This window comes from Burkholderia sp. AW33-5, assembly GCF_053427615.1.
The window spans coordinates 77428-101633 of the sequence record NZ_JBSAXA010000004.1; the positions used below are offsets into that span (position 1 = coordinate 77428).

At 65.0% G+C, this 24206-nt stretch carries 29 protein-coding genes; 15 read left to right on the top strand and 14 right to left on the bottom strand.

All coding sequences use genetic code 11. From position 1 onward, the window contains the following. Positions 1-18: 18 nt before the first annotated feature. Positions 19-402: a hypothetical protein gene (locus ACV22V_RS10155; protein WP_059537393.1), complete on the bottom strand. Its 384-nt coding sequence runs from the start codon at positions 400-402 to the stop codon at positions 19-21. Between the two features lie 249 nt (positions 403-651). On the opposite strand from ACV22V_RS10155, the gene ACV22V_RS10160 reads away from it, so the two are divergent. From ACV22V_RS10160 to ACV22V_RS10170, 3 genes are all read left to right on the top strand, one after another. After that, positions 652-1092: an Hsp20/alpha crystallin family protein gene (locus ACV22V_RS10160; RefSeq protein ID WP_448013720.1), complete on the top strand. Its 441-nt coding sequence runs from the start codon at positions 652-654 to the stop codon at positions 1090-1092. Positions 1093-1107: 15 nt separating this feature from the next. Continuing rightward, complete coding sequence (locus ACV22V_RS10165) at positions 1108-1515, top strand: Hsp20/alpha crystallin family protein (RefSeq protein WP_059536744.1); 408 nt, start codon at positions 1108-1110, stop codon at positions 1513-1515. Between the two features lie 413 nt (positions 1516-1928). After that, positions 1929-2492 (top strand): Hsp20/alpha crystallin family protein, encoded by a 564-nt coding sequence (locus ACV22V_RS10170; RefSeq protein ID WP_448013721.1) that lies wholly within the window; start codon positions 1929-1931, stop codon positions 2490-2492. 608 nt (positions 2493-3100) lie between these two features. Here ACV22V_RS10170 and ACV22V_RS10175 read toward each other — a convergent pair. The 4 genes from ACV22V_RS10175 to ACV22V_RS10190 all read right to left on the bottom strand — a co-directional run bounded on the left by ACV22V_RS10175 (position 3101) and on the right by ACV22V_RS10190 (position 5273). Then, entirely contained in the window at positions 3101-3523 is a 423-nt protein-coding gene (locus ACV22V_RS10175; protein ID WP_059536754.1) for an amino acid-binding protein, read from the bottom strand. Positions 3524-3620: 97 nt separating this feature from the next. After that, positions 3621-4100 (bottom strand): hypothetical protein, encoded by a 480-nt coding sequence (locus ACV22V_RS10180; RefSeq protein ID WP_448013722.1) that lies wholly within the window; start codon positions 4098-4100, stop codon positions 3621-3623. Positions 4101-4283: 183 nt separating this feature from the next. Next, the gene (locus ACV22V_RS10185) at positions 4284-4505 is read right to left on the bottom strand and encodes a hypothetical protein (protein WP_082721967.1); all 222 of its coding nucleotides are present in this window, start codon (positions 4503-4505) and stop codon (positions 4284-4286) included. Positions 4506-4826: 321 nt separating this feature from the next. Beyond that, positions 4827-5273 (bottom strand): hypothetical protein, encoded by a 447-nt coding sequence (locus ACV22V_RS10190; RefSeq protein ID WP_059700850.1) that lies wholly within the window; start codon positions 5271-5273, stop codon positions 4827-4829. 218 nt (positions 5274-5491) lie between these two features. Between ACV22V_RS10190 and ACV22V_RS10195 the strand changes: the two genes are divergently transcribed. Together ACV22V_RS10195 and ACV22V_RS10200 are read left to right on the top strand one after the other, a co-directional pair. Further along, positions 5492-5818, top strand: coding sequence for an alkylphosphonate utilization protein (locus ACV22V_RS10195; protein WP_448013723.1), 327 nt, complete (start codon positions 5492-5494; stop codon positions 5816-5818). Continuing rightward, a complete protein-coding gene (locus ACV22V_RS10200) occupies positions 5808-6644 on the top strand; it encodes a spermine/spermidine synthase domain-containing protein (protein ID WP_448013724.1) in 837 nt (278 codons plus the stop codon). The genes ACV22V_RS10195 and ACV22V_RS10200 overlap by 11 nt, the downstream gene beginning before the upstream one ends. Positions 6645-6657: 13 nt before the next feature. On the opposite strand, the gene ACV22V_RS10205 is transcribed toward ACV22V_RS10200, so the two are convergent. Next, positions 6658-6855: a ribbon-helix-helix protein, CopG family gene (locus ACV22V_RS10205; RefSeq protein WP_059536760.1), complete on the bottom strand. Its 198-nt coding sequence runs from the start codon at positions 6853-6855 to the stop codon at positions 6658-6660. Between the two features lie 108 nt (positions 6856-6963). After that, entirely contained in the window at positions 6964-7731 is a 768-nt protein-coding gene (locus tag ACV22V_RS10210) for a YoaK family protein (protein ID WP_059536764.1), read from the bottom strand. Between the two features lie 245 nt (positions 7732-7976). On the opposite strand from ACV22V_RS10210, the gene hyfB reads away from it, so the two are divergent. Genes hyfB through ACV22V_RS10240 form a run of 6 tightly spaced genes read left to right on the top strand, consistent with a single transcriptional unit; the run spans position 7977 to position 15124 of the window. After that, complete coding sequence (gene hyfB, locus ACV22V_RS10215; protein ID WP_448013725.1) at positions 7977-9983, top strand: hydrogenase 4 subunit B; 2007 nt, start codon at positions 7977-7979, stop codon at positions 9981-9983. Beyond that, positions 9977-10927: a respiratory chain complex I subunit 1 family protein gene (locus tag ACV22V_RS10220; RefSeq protein ID WP_448013726.1), complete on the top strand. Its 951-nt coding sequence runs from the start codon at positions 9977-9979 to the stop codon at positions 10925-10927. The genes hyfB and ACV22V_RS10220 overlap by 7 nt, the downstream gene beginning before the upstream one ends. Further along, complete coding sequence (locus tag ACV22V_RS10225) at positions 10928-11587, top strand: hypothetical protein (protein ID WP_059536774.1); 660 nt, start codon at positions 10928-10930, stop codon at positions 11585-11587. Further along, entirely contained in the window at positions 11580-13043 is a 1464-nt protein-coding gene (locus tag ACV22V_RS10230) for a hydrogenase 4 subunit F (RefSeq protein WP_448013727.1), read from the top strand. Before ACV22V_RS10225 ends, ACV22V_RS10230 begins: the two co-directional genes overlap by 8 nt. A 3-nt stretch (positions 13044-13046) precedes the next feature. Further along, positions 13047-14609, top strand: a complete 1563-nt coding sequence (locus ACV22V_RS10235) for a hydrogenase large subunit (protein ID WP_448013728.1) — start codon at positions 13047-13049, stop codon at positions 14607-14609. After that, positions 14609-15124 (top strand): NADH-quinone oxidoreductase subunit B family protein, encoded by a 516-nt coding sequence (locus ACV22V_RS10240; RefSeq protein WP_059816890.1) that lies wholly within the window; start codon positions 14609-14611, stop codon positions 15122-15124. The genes ACV22V_RS10235 and ACV22V_RS10240 overlap by 1 nt, the downstream gene beginning before the upstream one ends. A 71-nt stretch (positions 15125-15195) precedes the next feature. Here ACV22V_RS10240 and ACV22V_RS10245 read toward each other — a convergent pair whose 3' ends face one another. After that, the gene (locus ACV22V_RS10245; RefSeq protein ID WP_059511443.1) at positions 15196-15408 is read right to left on the bottom strand and encodes a DUF2909 domain-containing protein; all 213 of its coding nucleotides are present in this window, start codon (positions 15406-15408) and stop codon (positions 15196-15198) included. After that, positions 15405-15755, bottom strand: coding sequence for a hypothetical protein (locus tag ACV22V_RS10250; RefSeq protein WP_059536789.1), 351 nt, complete (start codon positions 15753-15755; stop codon positions 15405-15407). Before ACV22V_RS10250 ends, ACV22V_RS10245 begins: the two co-directional genes overlap by 4 nt. Before the next feature lie 439 nt (positions 15756-16194). Here ACV22V_RS10250 and ACV22V_RS10255 point away from each other — a divergent pair, with 439 nt between their 5' ends. Continuing rightward, positions 16195-16380: a ribbon-helix-helix protein, CopG family gene (locus ACV22V_RS10255; RefSeq protein ID WP_059452402.1), complete on the top strand. Its 186-nt coding sequence runs from the start codon at positions 16195-16197 to the stop codon at positions 16378-16380. 35 nt (positions 16381-16415) lie between these two features. On the opposite strand, the gene ACV22V_RS10260 is transcribed toward ACV22V_RS10255, so the two are convergent. Both ACV22V_RS10260 and ACV22V_RS10265 read right to left on the bottom strand, forming a co-directional pair. Then, a complete protein-coding gene (locus tag ACV22V_RS10260) occupies positions 16416-17252 on the bottom strand; it encodes a hypothetical protein (RefSeq protein ID WP_059693000.1) in 837 nt (278 codons plus the stop codon). A 46-nt stretch (positions 17253-17298) separates the two neighbouring features. After that, positions 17299-17643 (bottom strand): zinc ribbon domain-containing protein YjdM, encoded by a 345-nt coding sequence (locus ACV22V_RS10265; RefSeq protein ID WP_031401187.1) that lies wholly within the window; start codon positions 17641-17643, stop codon positions 17299-17301. A gap of 367 nt (positions 17644-18010) precedes the next feature. Here ACV22V_RS10265 and ACV22V_RS10270 point away from each other — a divergent pair, with 367 nt between their 5' ends. From ACV22V_RS10270 to ACV22V_RS10280, 3 genes are all read left to right on the top strand, one after another. Further along, a complete protein-coding gene (locus tag ACV22V_RS10270) occupies positions 18011-18274 on the top strand; it encodes an HPr family phosphocarrier protein (RefSeq protein ID WP_059536796.1) in 264 nt (87 codons plus the stop codon). Positions 18275-18339: 65 nt separating this feature from the next. Next, entirely contained in the window at positions 18340-18561 is a 222-nt protein-coding gene (locus ACV22V_RS10275; RefSeq protein ID WP_059536799.1) for a hypothetical protein, read from the top strand. A gap of 197 nt (positions 18562-18758) precedes the next feature. Beyond that, entirely contained in the window at positions 18759-19313 is a 555-nt protein-coding gene (locus ACV22V_RS10280) for a GNAT family N-acetyltransferase (RefSeq protein WP_257127628.1), read from the top strand. A 33-nt stretch (positions 19314-19346) separates the two neighbouring features. Here the strand turns inward: ACV22V_RS10280 and ACV22V_RS10285 are convergent, their stop codons facing one another. The 3 genes from ACV22V_RS10285 to ACV22V_RS10295 form a co-directional block, all read right to left on the bottom strand. Beyond that, the gene (locus ACV22V_RS10285) at positions 19347-21029 is read right to left on the bottom strand and encodes an efflux transporter outer membrane subunit (protein ID WP_448013729.1); all 1683 of its coding nucleotides are present in this window, start codon (positions 21027-21029) and stop codon (positions 19347-19349) included. A gap of 2 nt (positions 21030-21031) precedes the next feature. After that, on the bottom strand, positions 21032-22627 hold the full coding sequence (locus ACV22V_RS10290) for a DHA2 family efflux MFS transporter permease subunit (RefSeq protein WP_448013730.1): 1596 nt from the start codon (positions 22625-22627) through the stop codon (positions 21032-21034). A gap of 85 nt (positions 22628-22712) precedes the next feature. Further along, positions 22713-24113 (bottom strand): HlyD family secretion protein, encoded by a 1401-nt coding sequence (locus ACV22V_RS10295; protein WP_448013731.1) that lies wholly within the window; start codon positions 24111-24113, stop codon positions 22713-22715. Positions 24114-24206 lie beyond the last annotated feature (93 nt).

Consider the following 24206-nt stretch of genomic DNA (forward strand, 5'->3'; position numbering starts at 1 on the left):
CCGGTTCAGGCAGATCGGTCAGCGGAGCGGCGGCGTCGTACTCAGCTTCTCCGACAGCATCCGCTCGTACACGCCAAAGTGCAGATCGACCTCCTTTTGCGTGACGGGTGTGACCGTGATGTTGATCTGGTCAGGCAACAGGCCCAGCACGACCGCGACCGCGGCTTCAAGTTGCGGTGCACAAGCCTTGTCCTCCGCCATCGTCGTGCCGACCAGCACGTCGTAGGTCTTTTCCTGCCGGCAGACGATCTCGACGAGTCGCGCCCGCGCGCTCATGTTGTTGTCGATCGCCAGCCTGACGACCTCGGTCACGGTACGCATCGTCTCGGTCGGAAAGCCCTTCGTCGAGCGCAGCCGGATACGATGCCTGCCCAGCGTAAGCCAGTCCGTATCGAATTCCATGGCGTCCTCCGCATGCAGTTCCAAGCCGGTGCGATGATAGGTTCCAGCGCCGAAATTTCAAGTCCAAAAATCCGGCGACGCCCCTTGAAATTTTCCGCAGAATGCCTATCTTGAGTTTCGCTCAGGCAGACGCGCGAACCGTTTCATCCCGCGCGCTGCGTGTTTCGATTTGTTTGCCGGCAGTCCGGCAGGCGAACTGGAGCGCGTAGGCCCGTTCGCCTCCCGATTGCCATCAAGGAGGATACGATCATGAGCGATCTTTACTTCGGAACCGACCTCTTCAGCGAGTTCGACCGCCTGCAGCAGCAGATGGCGCAACTCTTCGGCGGCTTCCCGTCCAGCATTCGCGCCAGCCGGCTGGGCGCATTTCCTCAGATCAACGTCGGCGCGACGGACGAGTCGATCGAGATCGTTGCCTTCGCCCCGGGCATCGACGCCGCCGAACTCGACGTATCGATCGACAAGGGCTTGCTGACCATCAGCGGCGAACGCAAATCGGCACAATCCGACACTGGAAGCGAGACGCGTACGTATGCGCAGGAGCGCTTTGTCGGCACCTTCCGGCGCGTCATCGAGCTGCCCGACACCGCCGATCCCGACAAAGTCCAGGCGCGCTACGAAAATGGCTGCCTGTCGATCAGTATCGGCAAGCGCGAGTCGTCCAAGCCACGCGCCATCACTGTCCAGTAACTCGAGGAGCCGATCATGAACGACATGACCCAACTGGCTGAACGCGCCCCGTCCGCAGTCACGCGTCGCGACACGGAACAGGCCACGCGCCGGATCACCCTCACCCCTGCCGTCGACATATACGAGGGCAATCAGGGCGTCACACTGTGGGCGGATCTACCCGGCGTGACGAAGGACAAGCTGGACGTCAAGGTTCACGACAGCAGCCTCTCGATCGAGGCCGAGGCGGTGGTGCCGACGCCGGCAAACCTGCGCCTGCAGCATGCCGAGGTCCGCGAGCCGCACTTCGCCAGGACGTTCACGCTGTCACCGGATTTCGATACGTCGAAGATCGAGGCAAACCTCCAGGACGGGGTGTTGAAGCTGACGATCCCGCGTCGCGACGAGGCTCGCCCACGGCGCATTGAAGTCAGGACCGGCTGACCCTTCGGCATCGGCGGGTCGGGAACACGGGCGGCGGGGAAAGCGCCGCCGCCCGTCGCGAACCAGGCGCGGCAGGAACCGGTGTCCGATGCCGCTCAGGAGTCCTGTAAAGGGCGTGCGGTCCTTATCCGCATCGTGCCCGTGCGACAGATCGCGATACGCATGCCCACACCGGATGGCCACATCGCCATCGTCCGGATCGAACGGAATGATGAGGTGTCGGCCGATTGGCATCTGACGCGTTTCGGCGAGCACTGGACAAGCAGGGCCGAAGCGCGGTGCGGTGCGCTCGGGTACGCGGTGAAACCGATCGATCGCGGCGTGCCCGGAGCAGTCGAAGCTCGGAGCACGCCTGCTACCTGACGGACTGGCCGCCACGCTCGAAACGGATTGAAGCTGAATCGGAGGACGCCATGAATACCGATCTGAAAAAGTGGAATCCCTTCAAGTTCCTTCGTGGAACTGCCCGCAAGTCCGACGGAGAAGGCCCGGAAAATCCGCCGACGGGCGAACAGTGGCGGGCCGCGTGGCCCGACATGCCGCGATTGTTCTCACGTGAGCCGTGGCGTACGGTGGAGGAGTTCTTTCATGACCCGTTCGCAGGCCGTGGCGCGCTCGAGCGATGGTTCGGCGACTTCAGTTCATCGCGCTTCCAGCCGCGGATCGACGTCGTCGATGAAGGACCGGTGCTGCGCGTGACCGCCGAACTGCCCGGAATGAAGCGCGAAGATCTGAAGGTGAGCATCGAGGACGGGGCAATCGTGCTGCGCGGAGAGAAAAAGCAGGACGTACGCAGCGAGGAAAATGGCTGTTACCGGCTGGAGCGCGCCCATGGAAGCTTCGTGCGCACGATCCCGATGCCGGAATACGCCGCCCCCGATCGCACGTTGGCAAAGTTCGATAACGGTGTACTTACGTTGACCGTGCCAAAATCGGAGCCGACGCAGACCGTGAGTCGCACGATCGATATCTGTTAGGGAAACTATGCAAAAAGTCCCCATCGACGAGCGCCCGATCGTAGAGGGGACGAATCTGCATTTCCATCTCCCGAGCGATTAAAGGATCGCCAATAAGGGAGTCCGGCTGCGGGTACCGGGGCGCGTGGAACGCCGCAGTGCAGCGGAGCCAATGTCTGGCGGATTGCGAAATAGAGGCGCCCATCGCGCGCTTCAAGAGGGCGTGAAAACAGCTCTTTGTAACAAACTGTTCCTGATCGCCAGCGAAACGCGATGGCCGCTGCCGAGGCGACGTATGGTGCGGCCGCGCCCGCATTGCCGGGGTCGCTTTGGGCGCAAGGCTATTCAGGGGGTGTCATATGCCAACGGGCAACGTCACGGAGAATCACGGCCGCCAGATCCGGCCTGCGGTGACCAGCGAACGAAAGCGACAAGCGGAGGCAATGGGCGATGCTGGATAAATAGGACAGGATAAGTATTCTTATCACAATGCGTCGAATTTTATTCAAAACTCAACAGCGAATGATTACCGTCGAGCTATTCAATCCCTCCTGCCCTCGCACTGTACTTGCCGCACATGGCACGACGAAGCGCGAAGGCACGCAAAGGCAGCGGGAGACAACGGCTAGTCAAGCCCTTTGCAAGATATCCATCGCCCGCTCGGCGTCGGCCAGCGAGTCGAGCGCAAGATAAGCAATGAACTGCGAGCCCAGCACGGCAGCGGATACGCCGCGGAGATTGATCCCGCCGTCCGACAGTTTCTGGGTCAGCTCCGCGATGATCCCCGCTTGGTCCAGTCCCATCACACGGATGGAGTGAAGGCCCGAAGTGGCATTGAATCCCGCCTGCGTGGCAGCACGGATCTCCTTGTCTCCCTGCAGCGGCGCGACAAATACGACCCCTTTGCCTGGTGCTTCCGGTGCGCGCCGGGCGACAACGAATTGCAAATCCGCGCCAGCATCCCGCAACGCATTCAAAACGTGCGCAAGACCGCCCGGCTTGTCCTCGATGGTGGCCGCCCAAACGTCAACGCGTTCGACGAACAGTTCCATGGCCCCTCCAGAAAATCTGGACCTCGATGAAGACAATCTATGTCGCGCATGACCGGCGAGCAAGGCCGGTTACGTGAGGGACGGCATGCACGTTTGCCTAGGAATCCGATGATTTTTTTGATTGGGGGCGCAACGCGAGCATGACTGCCTGCCGATGCCGCCATTGAAGCAGCTCGTCGCGGAACTCATCGGATGATTGCCCGGCCGTTACCCGCAATGTTCCGGATTGAAAGATTCTCGCCGCGCGCCAGAACGGTCGGACTTCCGGTAGATCGTCGATGGCGGTGATAGGCAACTGGTACGTTCGATGCAAATACGACAGGAAGGCAAGACCATAGCCGCGGCGTCTCATTGACGCGAGAATTTCCAGTCGATGAACGTAGACCCGATCGGTCCGTGGCGCCAAACTGTATGTCGCCGCGCCGACGGTACCGCCGGACGCGTCCAGGATCGCGACTTCCCAGCCCGGATGCAGGGCACCGTCGATGCCCAGATCGATCGGTCTGGATTGGAAACGAACCACCGGAAGCCGACAAAATTTGCGCCGAACAAAAAGGGACCGCAGGAAGGAAAGCACGTTCAGCCTTTTGTCATGTCCGCAGCGATACGTTCTTCATCTTCGCGCGCGACAGCAATCCGCAGCCGCGCACTGCCACGTTGGCGCTTTCCATATCAGACACAACCGCGCACAACATGAACGACTCCGCTTGGATGTTTGAATCAATGCGACCGTGCGATTCCCGAGCGACGTCGACAAGCACTATTTCCGATTTTTCAGGAACGTCTGCCCGGCTGCCGTAATCGAAACGCTTCCTCGACCGTTCGTCGGATAGCGCACGAATCCAGCGCCAATGAGTTCTCGGGTAATGGACCAGCCAAGCGCGGGCGTATCGCGACCATAACGAATATCGGCAAGGCGCTCGAGCGCCCAGATCGCGGAGGCCGAGATAGTTTGAACCGTCGAAGTTTCGTTGTCGCTCATGGCGTCTCCAAAGATTTGATCATGGTCAAGGGTGCTGCATGTCTCAAGCTCAAATGTGGCAAGACACGCACTCAGGCGTGTCCAGTCGCATCTGACACCGACCTCGGTGTGTACGGAGGACATCTCACGGCCTTCAAAGCCCAGCGAGACGAAGTCGCTTGCAAATACAGGAAAGAACTTGTGCGGACATGCTGCGACGCGCCATGTCCACGAGCACATCACGGACGGAGTTCACATCGTCCCGGCTCCATGCGGGACCCATTTCGAAATGGACGACGGTTGCCATGTTCCTCGCGCGTGCCGTGAGACAGATCCCGGTATTCAGTGGGACGGGGCAACCTGGCAGGCCATCAGAAACGCCTGGAACTCGGTCTCCCATGCAGCATTGCGCACGTCGATCTCGAAACCGGCGAGACGCTTCATCTCGCTGCTCAGATACACGGCATTGAGCAATCGAGGGGGCACACCCTGCGCAAAACAGCAGCCATCTGCATCGAGAAGCAGACGCGGGTGGTGCCGGAACCGCGCACTGGCCACTGAGATCGGATCCATCACATGCCGAGCCGATTCCCTCGGATAAACGAAGGCCAGATGGATACCGGCAGCCGCGAGCCGTTCGGCCGCATCATGGAAGCGGTGAACCATCTGGAAGCCGCGCTCGCCACCGCGTCCGACACCCACAACGATAAGCCCTCGGCTTCCCGCGACCTCCGGCAGGAATACGGGCCGCCGATCGGGCAGCAGCAGCACCCCATCCAGATCGAACATGTCGACTACCTCCGCGAATCCGCCCGCAACTCCGGCGATCGGCGGCAAGATGCGATTATAAGACAGCAATAAACAAATGTGTATCGCATTATAATGCGGTGCACATCGGACTTTGAGCTGGACGCACCCGCGAGCCGACGGCACGATGGCAACCTCGGTGATGAAATTGCACGCCCGCTTTCCCCTGCCTCTCCCGAATCCGACAAATGAAAGTCGCAATGAACGATGCCCCGGACGGCGCGCTGACCGTATGCGTGGACTGCAGTCACGAATGGGCGGCCGGCGCCGGCATCAAATCGACTGACGAATCGGTCGAGCGGGTGGTCAAGGATGTGTCCGGCACCGTCCTGTCGGACGGCGATTCCGTCGTGCTGATCGAGGACTTGTGCGTAAAGGGTTCGTCGATCGCGTTGAAGATGGGCCCCGAGGTCAAGAGCATCCGTCTCGTCGGCGGCGATCACAACGGCGAACCCGCTTGTCGTTGCCGTTCGCTGCACGCACCCCCAACAACTTGCCTACCTGGATCGATCGAGCATGGAGCATGACCGAACATCCTACGATGCGCTCGTCGAATTTCTGTCGACCCCGCTGCACGACGGGCGACCGTACGTACTGGAGACGCAGCACGCGATCTCGCTGCACTTCGATCACCAGGCCACCCAAAGCTTCATGTCGCTGCGCACGCCCGACGAACTGGCGCTCGGCTATACGCGAACCATGATGGGATGTTTGCTGCTGCACCCAGCCGCCGGACATATGTGCATGATCGGGCTCGGCGGCGGCTCCTTGGCAAAGTACTGTTATCGGCATCTGCCCGGCGTGACCATCGACGCGGTCGAAATCAATCCGGAAGTCATCGCGCTACGCGACGTGTTCAGGATTCCTGCGGACGACACTCGACTCAAGGTGATCTGTGCAGATGGCGCGGAGTACGTGACGCGAGAGGATGTCCACACCGACGTGATCCTGCTGGATGCCTTCGTCGCGGAAGGCATGCCGAGCCGGTGTGCGGATATCGCGTTCTTTACCGCCTGTCGCGAGCGATTGAGCGATTCCGGAGTGCTCGCGATCAATCTGGCGGACGACGACCCGTCGCTGCCCGCTCACATCGCGTGCCTGGGCTGCGTGTTCGGCCCTTCGTATGCGGTTGTCCGCTGCGACGACGACAGCAATTACGTCGCTTTCGCCTGGAAAGGGCCGCTTCGTTTGCCATCGAGGCGAGTGCTGTTCGAACGCGCGCGCTCGTTCGCGTTTGCCGACGAACTCAAGCTGTCGTCAACCGCTCGGCGCATGAAGGAAGGAGAACGCCTCGATCCAAAGCGGTTGATCTGGCATGCGCAGGGGCATGCACACTGGGAAATCGACGTCTAGCCGGCTTGCGAACTCAGCCCGCGCTTCGCTTCACCCGCTTGCCGAGCGTGCTTTTCGTCTTGTAGCTCACGCCGTGTTCCTCGAGATACTCGCGAATCAACTGCCGCACGACTTGCGACGGTGTGAGGTCCTGCTCCGCGCAGAGCATGTCGAACGCTTCTTTCTTGGCGGGATCGATCAGGATGGTCAAGCGTGCGGTTTTCGTTTCCATTACAGGACAGAGTCGGCGAATATGCTAATCCGATTATAATGCACCGGCCCTTGCCGCCAGCACCGGAAAACATTCGTCACACACGCGTTGATCCGCTCTGCGCCCCGCTCACGACCTGCGGTCGAGCCGATAGAGATATTCAAGCACGTCGTCGACAACGGGCACGATCGCCAGCGTGACGAGCACCGCGGCAAGCGGCACGGTCGACACGTAGCCGACATGCTTGAAGCCGATTGCGCCGGCCAGCCCCCCGACGAAGAACGACGCCAGCATCGTTCCGTGAATCCTGAGCTTCGCGCGGTTCGCGATCACCGCCTGCGCGTGCACGTCTGCATTCGAGCGGTTCCAGTAAAAGAGTTTGCCGAGTTCGATGCCGAGGTCCGTCACGATGCCCGTCATGTGCGTCGTGCGGATTTCCGCTCCCGACAGCTTTGTGATCATCGCGTTTTGCAGCCCCATGATGAAGCAAAGCAAGATGACCGTGACCGGCATGAAGAACGCTTCCCACAGCGCGAGATGGCTGCCGAGCAGCCCGAACAGGAGCAGCAGCGCGGCTTCGACCAGCAACGGCAGCACATACTGACTCTGCAAGCCGCGGCGGCGCCCCCAGTTGACGAGCATCGCCGAGCAGCCGGCGCCCACCAGAAACGACGCGAGCGAACCCACTCCGGCCAGCACGAGCCGGATGTCGCCGAGTGCCGTCTGATCCGCAATCGCCGACACGATCCCGCTCATGTGCGACGTGTATTGCTTGACCGCGAGGAAACCGCCGGCATTGGTTGCTCCGGCAACAAAGGCAAGCGAAAACCCGAGCTGGCGGTTCGCGGCCGCGCTACGGTGTTTTCCCGTCAGGCCTCGGAAGTACTGCGCTGGCATAGGATCTTCCCTCATTCGCCCGGATCGGGGACAACGACGCCCTGGGCGGAACCCGGAACGCCGCGACAAACCGCCACGGGCGCCCGCTCCATCCGAGGATTCATGAGACTTTAATGATAACGACATTATCATACCTTGTTATCCGGATTGGCCTTTCGGTGTCATAATGCGGGCAGGAATACGTCGCGAGAGAGGCGGCCATTCCAACCACCTCGTCCAACCCGAGCGTACTGGAGACATTCCGGATGGCACCCGTGCCGGTCGTCCACTTCGTCCTGCTGGCCGTGGCCGCGTGGCTCGCGGTCGGCACGCTGGGGCTCGGGGCGCTGCGTCGCACGCGGCTCGTGGCCCACGGCCTCTTTCCGCTCGGCGCGTTGGCCGGACTGTTCGCCGCCGCGGCGGGCCTCGCCGGCATCTTTGCCGAACCGTCTGCCGCCGTGCTGCCGATCGGGCTTCCCGGCCTGCCCTTTCATCTGCGTCTCGACCGCTTGTCCGGCTATTTCCTGTTCGTGCTGGGCCTCGTCAGCACGGGAATCGGCGCCTTTTCAGCCGGCTATTTCCGCAAGGGCGAAGGATCCGCGCCCGGGTTGATCTGCTTCGAATACCACGTCTGCATCGCAAGCATCGCACTGGTGTTGATCGCGGACGACGCATACGTGTTCATGGTCGCCTGGGAGACGCTGACGCTGTCCGCGACGTTTCTCGTGATGACCAATCACCGGATCGGCGAGATCCGCCGTGCGGGATATCTGTATTTCCTGATCTCGCACGTCGGCGCGCTCGCGCTGCTGCTCTGCTTCGGCATTCTGCAGGCGCGCACCGGCGACTACACCTTCGCCAACCTGCGCGCGCAGTCGCTGGATACCTTCTCCGCGTCGTTCGCCTTCCTGTTCGCGCTCGTCGGGTTCGGCGCGAAGGCCGGCATCTTCCCGCTGCATGTGTGGCTGCCGGAGGCCCATCCCGCGGCACCGTCACCCGTCTCGGCGCTCCTCAGCGGATTCGTGTTGAAAGTGGGTCTGTACGGCCTGCTGCGCACCCTGTTCGACCTGTTGCACGTACAGATCGCATGGTGGGGCGTGCTGCTGCTCGTGCTTGGCATCGGCACCGCGCTGCTGGGCGTGGTGTTCAGCACCATCCAGACCGACATGAAACGCCTGCTGGCCTATTCGTCGATCGACAACGTCGGCCTGATGATCGTCGCGCTCGGTCTTGCCGTGCTGTTTCGCGCATACGGGATGACGAGCCTGTCCGCGCTCGCGCTGACCGCGATGCTCTACCAGATCGTCGCGCACGCGGCATTCAAGAGCTTGCTGTTCCTGGGCACGGGCGCCGTGCTCCACGCCACCGGCGAGCGCAACCTCGGCAAGCTCGGCGGGCTGATTCGCTTCATGCCCTGGACCGCATGGGCGGTGCTCGCGGGTGTCGCGGCGAGCGCGGGCTTGCCGCCGCTCAGCGGTTTCGCGGCCGAATGGCTGTTGCTGCAGAGTTTCCTGTTCGCGCCAGGCTTGCCGGATTCGGTGCTCGCCATGACCGTGCCGATCGCCGCCGCGCTGATCGCCATGTCGGCCGCGCTGGCCGGCTACACGATGGTCAAGTTCTTCGGCATCGTGTTCCTCGGGCAACCGAGAGAAGCGAAGCTGAACCGCGCCCGCGATGCGAACACGTGGGAACGGCTCGCGTTCTGCTGGTTCGCGACCGCCAGCGTGCTGCTCGGGCTGATGCCGGCGCAGTTCGTCAAGCTGCTGGATCGCGTCACGCACACGCTGGTCGGCGCCGGCGTCGGCGCGGACAATCACGGCTGGCTGTTGTTCGCGCCCATATCGGCCGCTCGCGCGAGCTATATGCCGGCGGCTTTCATGCTGTTCTTCATCGCATGCTGCGGACTCGCGTGGGTGCTGGTGCGGCGCTTTTATCACGGCCGGCTGCGACGCGCGGCGCCGTGGGGCTGCGGCTTTCCGTTCACGACCGCGCGAATGCAGGATACGGCGGAAGGATTTGGCCAACCGATCCGCGAAATCTTCGCACCGCTGCTGCACATCGAGCGGCAATTGCCGTCGCCATTCGACGCGCAGCCGGCCTATCGGGTGTCGGTGACCGATCGGACCTGGTCCGCGTTCTACTTGCGCATCGCGGCACTGACGCAACGCATCGCCGACTGGGCGGGCCGGCTGCAGACGGGCAAGATCGCGGTTTACCTGACATACAGTTTCGTCGTGCTGATCGTGCTTCTGATGCTGGTGAGACGATGGTAACCCTGTCCGGCGTCATCTCGCAGACTCTCGAAATCGTGATAGCGATCGCGGCCGCGCCATTGCTCACGGGCTGGGTCAACCAATGCCGCGCCTGGCTTCAGAACCGGCGTGCGCCGTCCATCTGGCAACCGTACCGGATGCTCCACAAGCTGTTCAACAAGGAATCGGTCATCGCGCACGGCGCGAGCCCCGTGTTCCGCGGCGCGCCCTATGTCATCTGGGCCGCCATGACGCTCGCGTGCGCGATCGTGCCAACCCTGTCGACCGAGTTGCCGCTGTCGCCCGCCGCCGATGCAATCGCGCTCGTCGGCCTGTTTGCGCTCGCGCGCGTCACGCTGTCGCTCGCGGCGATGGACGTCGGCACGGCGTTCGGCACGCTCGGCGCCCGCCGCGAAATGCTGATCGGCTTCCTCGCGGAGCCGGCACTGCTGATGGTGCTCCTGTCTGCCTCGCTGATTACGCAGTCGACGCTGCTGACGAGCATCGTCGCGACACTCGGCCGCGGCGAGCTCACGATCTATCCGAGCCTGGCGTTCGCCGGCATCGCGTTCACGCTGGTCGCGCTGGCCGAAAATGCGCGGCTGCCGGTCGACAATCCGACCACTCACCTCGAACTCACGATGATCCACGAGGCGCTGATCCTCGAATATTCGGGACGGCACCTTGCCTTGATGGAGTGGGCGGCAAGCCTCAAGCTGTTCGCGTATTCGTGCATCGGTCTCGCGTTGTTCGTGCCCTGGGGCATCGCGAACGCGGGCGATCCGGTTGCGCTGCTGCTGGCCGTGCCGGTGCTCTTCGTCAAACTGGCGGCAGGCGGCGTGACGCTCGCCGTGGTCGAAACGGCCAACGCGAAGATGCGCATCTTCCGGGTACCGGAATTCCTGGCGACCGCCTTCCTGCTGGCCGTGATCGGCATGCTCGTCCATCTGCTGCTGGGAGCATGAATGCACGCCTACGCGACACAACTGATCAATTTCCTCGCGGCCGTGCTGCTGATGCTGTCGTTCGCGATGCTGAGCCAGCGCAGGATCCTGTCCCTGATCCATCTCTATACGCTGCAGGGTGTCGCGCTTGTGTCGGCGAACCTGATCCTCGGCTTCGTCACGGACGACGTGCACCTGTACGTGTCCGCCGCGCTGACGCTCGTGCTGAAGGTCGGCGTGATTCCGTGGTTCCTGTACCGGCTCGTTCGCAGGCTCGACGTCAAGACCGACGTCGAGCCGCTCATCAATATCCCGACCACGCTGCTGATCGGCATCGTGCTCGTCATCGTTGCGTTCAATGTCGCGGCGCCGATCAGCCAGCTCGCGACATCGGTCGCACGCGGCACGCTCGGCATTGCGCTCGCATGCGTGCTGCTGTCGTTCATGGCGATGATCACGCGCGCAAAGGCCATTCCGCAGGTGATCGGCTTTCTGTCGATGGAAAACGGGTTGTTCTTCGCGGCGGCGGCCGCGACCAACGGCATGCCGATGATCGTCGAGCTCGGCATCGGGCTCGACGTGCTGATCGGGATCCTGATCCTGGGCGTCTTCATGTTCCAGATTCGCGAGCAGTTCGACAGCCTGGACATCCATCACCTCGAGAAACTCAAAGATGAATGACGCCCACGTCGTGCTCGCCGTGCTCGGCCTGCCGCTCGCGGGAGCGGCGTGCCTCGCCTGCGTGCGGCCGAGCCGGGTCGCGCGCCAGCTGAACGTCGGCTTCAGCTTCCTGACGTTCGCGGCAACGGTGGTGCTTGCCGCGCGCACCGTCGAGCACGGCCCGTCGTTCGCATTCGGACGCGCGTTTTTCGTCGATCCGCTCAACGTCTATCTCGTGGCACTCACGGCGTTCGTCGGCTGGACGACATCGCTGTTTTCCCGGCCCTACATGCAGATCGAGGAAGCCCGCGGCCGGATGACCGCCGCACGCATGCGGCTCTATCACAGCATGTATCAGCTCTTCATGTTCGCGATGCTGCTCGCGCTGCTGACCGACAACGTCGGCGTGCTGTGGGTCGCGATGGAAGCCGCAACGCTCGCCACCGTGTTGCTCGTCAGCGCCTACCGCACCGCCGCGAGCCTCGAAGCCGCATGGAAATACTTCATCCTGTGCGGCGTCGGCATCGCCCAGGCGCTGTTCGGCACGATCCTGCTCTATCTTGCCGCGAGCCGGCAACTGACCGACGGCGACGCGCTGTTGTGGACGAGCCTGGCCGCGATCAGGACGCAGCTCGATCCGACGATCGTGTCGATCGCCTTCGTGTTTCTGCTGGTCGGCTATGGCACCAAGGTCGGCCTCGTGCCGATGCATAGCTGGCTGCCGGACGCGCACGCCGAAGGTCCGACGCCGATTTCGGCGGTGCTGTCCGGCCTGCTGCTGAACGTCGCGCTGTATGCGGTGCTGCGCTGCAAGGTGCTGGCCGACGGCGCGCTCGGCAACGGCCTGCCTGGGCGATTGCTGGTCGGGTTCGGGCTCGTGTCGGTCCTGATCGCGTCTTTCTCGCTGTTCCGGCAGAAGGACGTGAAGCGCCTGTTCTCGTACTCGTCGATCGAGCATATGGGCCTGATGACGTTCGCATTCGGGCTCGGCGGCCCGATCGCGACGTTCGCCGGGTTGCTGCACATGACGGTCCATTCCCTCGTCAAGTCGGCGATCTTCTTCGCCGTCGGTCATGCCGCGCAGAAGGCCGGCACGCAGGCGATCGACGGCATTCGCGGGCTGCTGCAGGTCAGCCCGACGGTCGGCTGGGCATTGATGCTTGGCGCACTTGCCATTCTCGGGCTGCCGCCGTTCGGCGTGTTCGCGAGCGAATTCCTGATCCTGACGACGGCGATGAACGCGCTCCCGTGGACCGCGCCGTTGCTGCTGCTCGGGCTCGCCGTCGCGTTCGCGGCGATCTTCGCGCGCGTGCAGCGAATGGTGTTCGGCGAAACGACGACGGCGACGCCGCTCGAACACCGGCCGGCGCTGCTGCCGGTGTTCGTGCATCTGGGGCTCGGCCTGATGCTGGGTCTCTACGTGCCGCCTTATCTGGCGATGTGGTATCGCCAGGCTGCAACGATGCTGGCGGGATAAGCGATGCGACTCGACTTGATTCAGGCGGACGGCTCGACTCGCCTCGGGCACGAAGCAGGCCAGGTTCCGGCTACCGTGGTTGACGTCGACGAAGCGCGATGGCTCGACATCGCGCATGCCGCGCGGACGGAGCGAAGCCGCCTCGTCGCGATGTGGGGCGGCGAAACGCCCGAGCGTGTATTTTCGGTCAACGCGGCTTACGAATGCGACGATGGCGTCATGTGGGCGCGTCTCGCGACCGGGCCGGAACCGCGAGCCGACGGCGACTATCCCGATCTGGCGGGCGTGTTTCCCGCCGCAACGCGCATGCAGCGCGCGATTTTCGACCTGACCGGGCTGCGCGAGCGCGATGCGCGCGACACGCGCCCGTGGCTCAATCACGGCAACTGGCCCGGCGACTACTTTCCGCTGCAGAAGCGGGCGACCGGAATCGAGCGGTTCGAATCGAACGAAGCGGATTATCCGTTCGTGCAGGTTGCCGGCGACGGCGTGCACGAAATCGCGGTCGGGCCGATTCACGCCGGCATCATCGAGCCGGGCCATTTCCGGTTTTCGGTCGTCGGCGAGAAAGTGCTGCGGCTCGAGGAGCGGCTTGGCTATGTGCATCGCGGCGTCGAACGGTTGTTCGAACGGACGGCCGCGTCGAACGGCCATCGCGTTGCGGGCCGGGTCGCCGGCGATTCGACCGTTGCGTTCTCGTGGGCCTACTGCATGGCACTCGAGCAGGCGTGCGGCACAGCCGTGCCGGCGCGTGCGCTGGTTCTGCGCGCCCTCCTGCTCGAACGCGAGCGCATCGCCAATCACCTCGGCGACCTCGGCGCGCTCGGCAACGACGCCGGATTCGCGTTCGGTCTCGCGCAGTTCTCGCGACTCAAGGAGAACTGGGTGCGGACCAACGACGGGATCTTCGGGCATCGATACCTGATGGATCGAATCGTGCCGGGCGGGCTGGCCGTCGACATTTATCCCGAGGACGCGGCGGCGCTCACCGAACAATGCGAACGCATCGCACGCGAAGTACACGTGATGCGGAAGATCTACGAGGACCAGTCCGGGCTACAGGACCGGTTTCTCGGCACCGGCCGATTGAATGCCGACGTCGTCGCGCATTTCGGCGTGCGCGGCATGGCCGCCCGCGCCAGCGGCGAGACATTCGACGTGCGCGCGAACCTGCGGCCGGCCCCTTACGGCAACCTGGCCGTCAAGGCGGCAAGCGACCCGCGCGGCGACGTGGCCGCGCGGGTCGCCGTGCGGTTTGCCGAAATCGACGAATCGTTGCGCCTGATGGGCGAACTGCTGGCGATTCTCCCGGACGGGCCGATCGCCACCACCGTCACGCCCGCGGCGGCGCCATCCAGGGGAATCGGCTGGGTGGAGGGTTGGCGCGGCGACGTGTTCGTCGCGCTCGAAACGGCGCCGGGCGATGCCATCGCGCGCTGCCATTGCCACGATCCGTCCTGGCAGAACTGGCCGGCGCTCGAGCACGCGATCATCGGCAACATCGTTCCCGATTTCCCGTTGATCAATAAATCGTTCAACCTGAACTACGCGGGGCACGATCTCTGATGTGGCAACTCATCCGTCAATTCGCGCGCACTGAATTTCCCGACGAGCCCGTGCCGACCGCCGAAGCCGCCTGGCGACACGAGGCGCAGCAGATTCGTCAGGACATTCTCGACCTCCTCGGCCGCGCGTTGTGCATCCGGCAGATCGACGCGGGTTCGTGCAACGGCTGCGAACTGGAGATCCATGCGCTGAACAACCCGTACTACAACATCGAAGGGCTCGGGATCAAATTCGTCGCCAGCCCGCGCCATGCGGACCTGCTGCTCGTGACCGGCCCCGTCACGCTGAACATGAAGGCAGCCGTGCTTGCCGCGTACGAGGCGACGCCGGCGCCGAAGCTGGTCGTCGCAGCCGGCGAGTGCGCGTGCACGGGCGGCATCTTTGCCGACAGCTATGCGGTGTGCGGCCCCGTTTCGTCGGTGCTGCCCGTCGACGTGACGATTCCTGGATGTCCGCCGCCGCCGATCGATCTGCTGCGCGGCATTTTGACGGCTTGCCGATCGCGCGGAGACTGAAACGGAGCCAGTGGCAATCCTTCAGTCGGCGATAGCTCGTGCGCTGCGGCGGCGAGGGTGAATGCCGCGCATCACCGCCCGATCGGCAGCCCGGTCGGCTCGATCCACCCGAGCCGGTATGCGATCAGCAGCGACAGGAACAGCGTGATCGACAGCCCGACGCGCGCCGCGAGCGACCACGCCATCCGCTTGCTGCCGCCCCGGTCGTGATTCATGAAATACAGCGCGAAAACCAGGCTTCCGATAATCATCACGAAAGCCACCGAAACCAGCGCAATCTTCATTGTTGATGTTCCTCCAGGCCGGAATCGGCCTTCAGCAGTGCTGCCAGTCTTTGCCGCTCGGCAGCGACGTCGGCAACACCCGACGCCGGCCAGTCCAGCGCCACGCCATTACCCAGCGAATCGCGTACGAGCGTTTGGTAACGCCGGTCGCTGATACGGCCCTGCTCCATCGCTTCCGCGATTTCATGTCGAAACGGTAGCGGAAAGCTCGCGTATCCGCGCGACAGCGCCGCATATTGGCGTGCGTCGACCTCTTTCGACGACGGCACGACCGCCCACATCACGACGGCCACGATGGCTGCGAAAGGAATCGCCGTGTAGCGGAGAACGAACTTGATCGGGGTCATGAGGCGAATAGCGAAGTGGGCTGTGCAGTAAAGGCGAAGTGACGACCGGGCAGCGCCGCAGTGACGGTGCACGCACGCCGCGTGGAAACGGAGGCAGCCGGACATCGCCCGCGCGGACGACGGAGCCGCTCGGGCAAGCCGGGCCGGAGCAGGCAGCCCCGGTCGATATTGTACTTAAAGCCCAATACGACCAACAGCGCATGATAATCTTGTTATCATCTTTGCCATATGATTCGAGCAATTCGAGGCTTCCGGGCGTGCGGCCCGCGCGGCCACCTCGCACCGGCGACCGGCATCGTAACCGAGTTCAACGACCTGTTCACGTGGCTCGTACACCGGCGTTGAACCGGTGCACGACCCGGCATGACACATCCGGACATGGCGCCGAAAGCGGATGGATTATAATTTGATTAACATATCGACCACCCCTGCCATCCCGATGGAAACGAAAACCGCCCGCCTGACCGTCCTGATCGATCCCGCCAAGAAAGAAGCATTCGAAATGCTCTGCGCCGAGCAGGACCTCACACCGTCGCAAGTCGTGCGTCAGTTGATCCGCGAGTATCTCGACAAACACGGCGTCACGTACAAGACCAAGAGCGCGCTCGGCAAGCGAGTGAAGTAAGGGATGAAGTAGGCGCGGTCAAACCTGCGGCGCCGTCAGGCGCAGATTTCCCATCGTGAATGTTCGCGCGCGCGCCACACGAGCCGCGCGGGATCGATGCGCTCCCCCGCCTTCATGCGCCGAGCGGTGGACGACAGCTTGAGCGCGCCCGCCGAGCCGAATCCCAGCGCGCGCTCGAGCAGGATGCGCAGCGACGGCAGCGGGTTGCCGTTCTTCCACGCGAACGCGATGAAGTTGTTGTCGTCGCCGCACGGCACCAGCGCACACGAATCGTCGAACACCGCGCGCAGCTGCTCGAGATGCCGCGGCAACGCCGGATCGTCGTCCATGAAGTTGATCGCGAGCACGCCCGTTTCGCTCAGCCGCGCACGGCACGCATCGAGAAACGCGGTGCCCGTGCAGCGGCCCGGCATGCCGTCGGCGACGAATGCGTCGTGCAGGATCACGTCCGCCTGGACGTCCGGCCGTTCGACGTAGTCGGCGCCGTCCGCGCAGATCACCGCGAAGCGCGCGTCGTCTTCTGGAATCCTGAACACGTCGCGCAGCGCGATCACGTCCGGATTGATCTCGACCGCGTCGATCGCCGTGTCGGGCAAGTGCCGATAGCAGTACTTCGCCAGCGATCCACCGCCGAGCCCGATCATGCAGATACGCGCGGGCGCCGGCTGCAGCAGCAGGAAACCCATCATCACGCGCGTATAGCCGAGTTCGAGCCTCACCGGATCCTTCAGCGACATGAAGCTCTGCGTGCCGAAGTGGTCGAAGTGCAGCGACACCGCGTGCTTGGTCTCGAGCACGAACGGACGGCCGTCGTTCAACGGCGCCGCCAGGAACTGCAGGAACGCGTCATAGGAAATTCGATCCTCGCTCATGCTCGACAGGCCCGGTTGATCGGAAAGTCGCTCGTACCGCGTGCGGTCATACCTTCTTCAGGTAGCAGGCCTTCAGCATGAAGCCGCCCATGTCGGTCTTGCAATCGACTTCGTGATCGCCGCCGACGAGACGGATGCTCTTCACCTTGGTGCCCATCTTCAGCGTGATCGACGAACCCTTCACGCGCAAGTCCTTGATCAGCACGACCGAATCGCCGTCCGACAGCACGTTGCCGTTCGCGTCCTTGACGACGTCGCCCGCCGGTTCGTCGCCCGCTTCGGCGCCGGCGCCGGCCGACCATTCGTGGCCGCAGTCCGCGCACACGGTCAGCGTGCCATCCGGGTAGGTGTTTTCCATCGCGCATTGCGGGCAGGCGGGGGCGGCGTTCATTGCAGCTTCCATTCGGTGGGATTTCAGGTCAATCGATAAAAAAATACCGGACACGCAAGCGCGTGGCCGGACCGCGCACCGTACGGCCCCGTCGACAAATCGACCGGGCAGCACGTCGCGCACACGACATTATAATGCAATACACATAAACACGTTGCCGTATTATAATCGTCAACTTTCGATCGTTCGCCGGACTTGATGGCGGTTTCGCTGAGGATGTCGACATGTTCGAGATGAATGATGCACCGATGCCTGGTGTACAACACCCTGCGCCCCGTCGGGAAACCGCGCTCAGCGCGGTCCCGCCGTGCCGCCGGCCGGCCGTTGCACGGCGTTCCGGCAACTTTCCCCAAGGCTGATCCGCATCGTGGCAACCGTCGTCTACGTTGAAATCGGCCCCGCCTGGAACCGCAACCGTGCGATCGCGGCGCGTGATGCGATCGTCGCGGCGGCACACCGCTTCGAAAGCGACATCCTGCTGCTCGCCAACGGGCTCAGCGGCAGCGCGAAGGACGCGACGGCCATCGCGGCGCTACAGATGCATGGCGGCACGTCCGCGCAGGTGCTCGCCACCGGCCCCGACGAGGACGCCGCGCTCCAGGCGCTGCTGCCGTTGCTGCAGGCAGGCTGACGCTGCGTCGCCCGATCCCACGGCCTCGTGCCGTTCACCCTGAATCACCACTCTCCGAGGAAGCGATGAACGACAACGTCACGTCCAACACCCCCAACCTGTCGGCCTCCGCGATCTGGGCGCTCGAGCGCCTCGCCGATGTGCGCTACGGCCGCGATGCGCCAGCGCTTGGCTGGTCGGTCGAACAGGAACTCGTCGGCGCGGGCTTCGTCAGCCATGCCGCGAACGGCCGATCCGGTGCGTCGATCACCGCGCACGGGCGCAGCTTCCTGAAAAGCCGCAAGTAGAAACCGCCCGGCACGGGCGCGATGCCGCCACGCGGCCGCCAGCCCGTGCCGCAATCGTCGGACGACGGCAAGCCGGACGATGCGATCGCATTCCCCGCCACACACGGGGATTTGCGGCCGCGCCGCGGTTTCCGCGGTATCGTACGGGGCCCAAGCGCGACGCACCGCGCTGCCTTCCTTTCCTCATGGAACGCCCGATGACACTCAGCGCCCTGCCGCCCGTCACGTCCCCGCCGGTTCTCGACACCCCCCGCCTGATTCTCGAAGGCCACCCGCTCGGCGACTTCGACGCGCTCGCCGCGATGTGGACCGAGCCGACCGTCGTCGCGCACATCTTCAACGGCAAGCCGTCGGCGCCGCGCGATTCGTGGATGCGGCTGCTCGCGTATCGCGGGCTGTGGCCGCTGCTCGGCTACGGCTACTGGGCGATTCGCGAGAAGACGTCGGGCCGCTACGTCGGCGATCTCGGTTTCGCCGACTTCCATCGCGCGGTCGAGCCGTCGATTCGCGGCGTGCCGGAAGCCGGCTGGGCGCTCGCGAGCTGGGCGCACGGCAAGGGCTATGCGACCGAGGCGTTGTCGCATGCGCTCGGCTGGCTCGATGCGCAGCACCGGTTCGAGCGCAGCGTGTGCCTGATCGCGCCGACCAACGTCGCGTCGATCCGCGTCGCGCAGAAGGCCGGGTATGCCGATCCTGTGCGGATTCGCTTCAACGACGCCGATTCGCTGCTGTTTTCGCGTGCGTGCCGGTAAGCGCGATGTCGTGCAGCGGCCGCTTCATCGCGATCAAGGTGCGTGGACCGTCTGCGCCGGCCGCGATGTCGCCCCGAGCGCAGCCGCTTCCGGCGCCGGGCCGGCCGTCTGCCATCCGCCGCCCAGCGCCTTGTAGAGCGCGACCAGATCGGTCGTAGTCTGCAACGCACCCTGCACCGCCTGCTGCCGCCCCTCCGACCATTGCCGCTCGGCGTCGAGCACGTCGAGAAACGGCGACAACCCCTTCCGGTAACGATCGCGCGCGAGTTCCAGCGCGCTCCGTTCGGCCTTCTCCGCATCGTCGAGCGCGGCTGCGCGCGTCTGGTCGGTGCGATACACGGCCAGCGCGTTGTCGACGTCGCGCAGTGCGACGAGCACCGCCTGCCGGTACGCAAGCGCCGCTTCGGCTTGCCGCGCCTGCGACAGCCGCAGATTCGACACCAGTTGCCCGCCCGCAAAAATCGGCAGCGACACGGCCGGCCCGAACGCATAAAACAGATGGGACCAGTGCGCGAGTTCGCGAACATGCGACGCACGCAGGCCGACCTGCCCCGTCAGGGAGATGTCCGGATAGAACTGCGCGACGGCGACGCCGACGTCCGCAGTCGCCGCATGCAGGTCGGCCTCCGCGCGGCGGATGTCGGGCCGCCGGCGCGCGAGCGTCGACGGCAGTCCGACCGGCACGGCGGGCGGCACGCCCGGCAATGCGCGCGGCACGTCGAGCCAGTCGTCGAGCACACCCGGCGGCCCTCCGACCAGATACGCGAGACCATTGCGCAGCAGCGCGATCTGCTGGTCGAACTGCGGCAGTTGCGCGCGGATCTGTGCGAGCCGCGCGTCGGCGCTGCGTACGTCCAGGTCGCTCGCAAGGCCGTGCGCGGCCTGCTCGCGCGTAAGGTCGAGCAGGTCGCGCTGCGCGCGTCGGAGGTCGTCGGCCAGCGCGCGCTGCGCTTCGGCGCCGCGCAGTTGCAGATAGGTCTGCGCGACTTCGGCCTCGAGCGACAGCAACGCGTCGTCGCGGCTCGCGACAGCGGCGCTTGTCTGCGCGCCGGCCGATTCGACCGAGCGGCGCACGCGCCCGAACAGGTCGAGTTCCCACGATGCGTCGAATCCGGCCTGCCACAGGTTGACCGGCGCCTCGAGGGCATCGATCGCGCCCCGTGCGCCCTGCTGCACGCTCGCGCCGGTGCCCGGGCCGTACCGGTCGAGCGGCGAACCCGGCGCACCGAGGCGGTCGACGCGCTGGTCGATGCCCTGTTCCTCGATGATGCCTTTCAGGCCCAACTGCTCGCGCTGGTAGCTCGCGCTCGCGCGCACGTTGGGCAAGCCCTGCGCAGCCGCCGCGCGCACCTGCGCCCGCGCCTGCGCGATGCGCAGCACGGCGGCCTGCACGCCGAGGTTGTCATGCGCGGCGCGCTCGACCAGCCGGTCGAGCAGCGGGTCGCCGAACGCACGCCACCAACGTGGGTCGGGATCGGTGCTGGTCAGCGGCGACGACGGCGCGGGTGCGCCGGGCGTCGAATCAGCCGATGCGCCCGAAACGGCCGATGCCGGCGCCTTCAGGTCGTGCCAGTTCGCCGGCACCTCCGCATGTGGCGGCTTGAAGTCCGGCCCGACGGTGCAGCCCGCGAGTGCCGCGCAGGCCGCGAGCACCGCCGCGATACCACGCGCTCGCGGCGAATGTCGGCGGCGACCGCGCTGTCGATGATTCGTCATCCTCAATGCCCTCCCGCGCCGCGTGCGGCCTTCACCGGCGAGAACAGGAACGTCAACGGAATGCTGAACGCGCAGAACACCGCGAGGATCGCGAACACGTCGATATACGCGAGGATCGTCGCCTGCGAGATGAACGTCTCGTACAGCCGGCCGGTGGCGGTCTGGAGCGCGACCGGCGGCGGCGCGCCCGACAGCGCGCCGATCGTGCGGGCATGCTCTTGCAGCGACTCCTGAAAGTTCTGCGACAGCGGCGACATATGCGTGGACAGGTGCGCCAAGCGCGCCTGCGTGCGCTCCCGGATCAGCGCGGTCGACACCGAAATGCCGATGGACCCCGCGACGTTGCGGAACATCGTGAACAGGGCGGACGCGTCGTCGTTGAGCCGCTGCGGCACGGTCAGATACGCGAGCGTCGTGATCGGCACGAACAGGAAGCCGATCGCCAGCGACTGCGCGCAGCGGATCATCACCAGGTGCCTGTAGTCGATGTCCGGCACCAGCATCCGTGAATAGATCAGCGCGCCCGACAGCAGCACGAAACCGAAGCCGACCAGATAGCGCGTCTGCACGTGCGGCATCAGGCGGCTCACGATCGGGATTTCCATCGTGATCAGCAGCGCGCCGGGCGACAGCACGAGGCCCGCGAGCGTCGCCGTGTAGCCGAGGTGCTGCTGCGCGAGTTGCGGCACGATCACCGCGCTGCCGTACAGCACGGCCGCGAACGTCGCGATCGTCACGCAGCCGAGTGCGAAGTTGCGGTCGCGCAGGCACGACAGGTCGACCACGGGTTTCCTCGCGCGCATCAGCCACATCGTCGCGCCGATCAACCCGAGCGCGGACAGCGCCGCGAAGATGCGGATGAAGTTCGAGCCGAACCAGTCGTCGTCCTCGCCGCGATCGAGCATGACCTGCAGGCAGCCGAGTCCGATTGCGATCAGCCCGATGCCGATGTAATCGACGGAAATCCCGCGCTCGGCGCCACGCCGCCACGGCGGATCCTCGACGAGCTGCATCACCGCGAGCACGGTCAGCGCGCCGATCGGCACGTTGAGCAGGAACACCCAACGCCACGAGAAATGATCGGTGATCCAGCCGCCGAGCGTCGGCCCGAGCACCGGCGCAACGACAATCGCGATCGCCGAGATCGAGAACGCGCGGTTGCGCTGTTCGGGAGGAAACGTGTCGAGGATGATCGATTGCTGGTTCGGCTGCAGCCCGCCGCCGAACAGCCCCTGCAGCACGCGGAACACGATCAGTTCGCCGAGATTGGTCGCGACGCCGCACAGGAACGAGCACACCGTGAACGCGGCGATGCACAGCACGAAGTAGCGCTTGCGGCCGAGCAGGCGCCCGAAGAAGCCCGAAATCGGCAGCACGATGCCGTTCGCGACAAGATATGACGTGAGCGTCCAGGTCGCCTCGTCGTAGCTCGCGGACATCGTGCCCGCGATATGCGGCAGCGCGACGTTCACGATCGTCGTGTCGAGCACTTCCATGAACGCGGCGAGCGTGACGACGATCGCGACGACCCACGGGTTCGCGGCCGGCCGCCAGGCGCCACCGCCGGACGATGCCGGCCGGTCGGGCGGCCGGTTCATCGGCGGGCCCCGCGTGACGAGGCGGGCGTATGGATGTCGTGCATCGGATCGCTCCGGTGATGGCGGGCCATCGCGCGGCGGCCGGTCATTTCAGGTGCACGGTCGGTTCGGCCGACAAGCCGAGACCGAGCGGCGGATTGCGCGGCAGCGGACCGTCGAGCACGATCTTCACGGGCACGCGCTGCACGATCTTCACGAAGTTGCCGGTCGCATTCTCGGCCGGGAATGCGGAGAAATGCGCGCCACTGCCGAGCTGGATGCTGTCGACGTGGCCGTGCAGATCGAGATCGGGATACGCGTCGACCGACACGTCGACGCGATCGCCGATACGCATCCGCTCCAGTTGCGACTCCTTGAAGTTCGCGATGATCCAGACACGCGGCGTGACGATCGAGAAGATCGACGCACCCGCCTGCAGGTATGAGCCCAGTTGCACGTTCCTGCGTGTGACCCACCCGTCGGACGACGCACGCAGTTCGCAGTACGACAGATTCAGATCGGCCGTATCGAGTTGCGCACGCGCCTGGAGCACCTGCTGGCGGCGCTCCTCGACGGCCGTTTCGGCCTGCCGGATCTGCTGCGGCACGAGGCTCGCGGTACGTGCCTGCGCCTGGGCCATCGCGACGTTCGCATCGGCGCTCGCACGCTGGGCGTCGGCCGCGTCGATCGCCTGCTGCGACGTCGCACGCGCATCGACCGCGCGCTGCCGTTCCTGCGCGGCGAGCGCCTGACGGTACGCGGCTTCCGCCGATTCGATCTGCGCGCGGGCCTGCCGGTACTGCGCCGGAAACTGCACATGCGCGATGTCGAGCTGCACGCGCGCCGCGTCGAGCTGGGCCTGTGCCAGTCCGAGCTGCGCGCGCGCCGCATCGACTTGCGCGCGGTAGTCGCGCGGATCGATCTCGACGAGCACGTCGCCGCGATGCACGAACGTGTTGTCGTCGACCGCGAGCCGTGTCACGTAGCCGGACACATGCGGTGCAATGGCCACCGCGTTGCCGTCGGTGTACGCGTCGTCGGTGCTTTCCTGGTCGCGCGTCGCGAGCCACCACACGATCCCCGCGATCACCAGCACGAACAGCACCGCGCCGAGGATGATCAGCGGTTTCCTGCCGGGCCGCTTGCGCGCGCCTTCGCCGTTGTCGCCGTCGCCATCGCCGCCGGTGCGGCCGCCGCGATCGTCGTGCGGATGGCCGTCGCCTCCGCCGCCGCCCGGGGCATCGGTGTCTCGCTCGTCATGGCGATGCTGCCCGGCGCTGCCGCCGTTGCCGACGTCCGCATTGCCGTCGCCCGCGCGGTAGACGGTCGGAGGTGCAAACGCGGTCGACGCGCCCTCCGTGGCCCACGTCGCGGCCGAGGGCGAGCATTGCGTCGGCAACCGCGCCAGCCCCGTCCGACTGCCGTGTCGTTCCGGCGCGAACGTGCGCCGGAACGACACGCGCAATCGCTCATCGACGGGCAACGGGAACAGGGTCGCATCGGGCATGAAATATCGCTCCGGGCGGCGGCCGCGTGCGGTATTGCACGCGCCGGCCTCAAGCGTCCGGGCAAGCAAGCGGCGCACCCGGCACGCGCGCCG

Bases quoted from the DNA above. Each gene is read 5' to 3' on its own strand.
- ACV22V_RS10155 (WP_059537393.1), bottom strand. From the start codon at position 402: ATGGAATTCGATACGGACTGGCTTACGCTGGGCAGGCATCGTATCCGG.
- ACV22V_RS10160 (WP_448013720.1), top strand. From the start codon at position 652: ATGAGCGATCTTTACTTCGGAACCGACCTCTTCAGCGAGTTCGACCGC.
- ACV22V_RS10165 (WP_059536744.1), top strand. From the start codon at position 1,108: ATGAACGACATGACCCAACTGGCTGAACGCGCCCCGTCCGCAGTCACG.
- ACV22V_RS10170 (WP_448013721.1), top strand. From the start codon at position 1,929: ATGAATACCGATCTGAAAAAGTGGAATCCCTTCAAGTTCCTTCGTGGA.
- ACV22V_RS10175 (WP_059536754.1), bottom strand. From the start codon at position 3,523: ATGGAACTGTTCGTCGAACGCGTTGACGTTTGGGCGGCCACCATCGAG.
- ACV22V_RS10185 (WP_082721967.1), bottom strand. From the start codon at position 4,505: ATGAGCGACAACGAAACTTCGACGGTTCAAACTATCTCGGCCTCCGCG.
- ACV22V_RS10190 (WP_059700850.1), bottom strand. From the start codon at position 5,273: ATGTTCGATCTGGATGGGGTGCTGCTGCTGCCCGATCGGCGGCCCGTA.
- ACV22V_RS10195 (WP_448013723.1), top strand. From the start codon at position 5,492: ATGAACGATGCCCCGGACGGCGCGCTGACCGTATGCGTGGACTGCAGT.
- ACV22V_RS10200 (WP_448013724.1), top strand. From the start codon at position 5,808: ATGGAGCATGACCGAACATCCTACGATGCGCTCGTCGAATTTCTGTCG.
- ACV22V_RS10205 (WP_059536760.1), bottom strand. From the start codon at position 6,855: ATGGAAACGAAAACCGCACGCTTGACCATCCTGATCGATCCCGCCAAG.
- ACV22V_RS10210 (WP_059536764.1), bottom strand. From the start codon at position 7,731: ATGCCAGCGCAGTACTTCCGAGGCCTGACGGGAAAACACCGTAGCGCG.
- hyfB (WP_448013725.1), top strand. From the start codon at position 7,977: ATGGCACCCGTGCCGGTCGTCCACTTCGTCCTGCTGGCCGTGGCCGCG.
- ACV22V_RS10220 (WP_448013726.1), top strand. From the start codon at position 9,977: ATGGTAACCCTGTCCGGCGTCATCTCGCAGACTCTCGAAATCGTGATA.
- ACV22V_RS10225 (WP_059536774.1), top strand. From the start codon at position 10,928: ATGCACGCCTACGCGACACAACTGATCAATTTCCTCGCGGCCGTGCTG.
- ACV22V_RS10230 (WP_448013727.1), top strand. From the start codon at position 11,580: ATGAATGACGCCCACGTCGTGCTCGCCGTGCTCGGCCTGCCGCTCGCG.
- ACV22V_RS10235 (WP_448013728.1), top strand. From the start codon at position 13,047: ATGCGACTCGACTTGATTCAGGCGGACGGCTCGACTCGCCTCGGGCAC.
- ACV22V_RS10240 (WP_059816890.1), top strand. From the start codon at position 14,609: ATGTGGCAACTCATCCGTCAATTCGCGCGCACTGAATTTCCCGACGAG.
- ACV22V_RS10245 (WP_059511443.1), bottom strand. From the start codon at position 15,408: ATGAAGATTGCGCTGGTTTCGGTGGCTTTCGTGATGATTATCGGAAGC.
- ACV22V_RS10250 (WP_059536789.1), bottom strand. From the start codon at position 15,755: ATGACCCCGATCAAGTTCGTTCTCCGCTACACGGCGATTCCTTTCGCA.
- ACV22V_RS10255 (WP_059452402.1), top strand. From the start codon at position 16,195: ATGGAAACGAAAACCGCCCGCCTGACCGTCCTGATCGATCCCGCCAAG.
- ACV22V_RS10260 (WP_059693000.1), bottom strand. From the start codon at position 17,252: ATGAGCGAGGATCGAATTTCCTATGACGCGTTCCTGCAGTTCCTGGCG.
- ACV22V_RS10265 (WP_031401187.1), bottom strand. From the start codon at position 17,643: ATGAACGCCGCCCCCGCCTGCCCGCAATGCGCGATGGAAAACACCTAC.
- ACV22V_RS10275 (WP_059536799.1), top strand. From the start codon at position 18,340: ATGAACGACAACGTCACGTCCAACACCCCCAACCTGTCGGCCTCCGCG.
- ACV22V_RS10280 (WP_257127628.1), top strand. From the start codon at position 18,759: ATGACACTCAGCGCCCTGCCGCCCGTCACGTCCCCGCCGGTTCTCGAC.
- ACV22V_RS10285 (WP_448013729.1), bottom strand. From the start codon at position 21,029: ATGACGAATCATCGACAGCGCGGTCGCCGCCGACATTCGCCGCGAGCG.
- ACV22V_RS10290 (WP_448013730.1), bottom strand. From the start codon at position 22,627: ATGAACCGGCCGCCCGACCGGCCGGCATCGTCCGGCGGTGGCGCCTGG.
- ACV22V_RS10295 (WP_448013731.1), bottom strand. From the start codon at position 24,113: ATGCCCGATGCGACCCTGTTCCCGTTGCCCGTCGATGAGCGATTGCGC.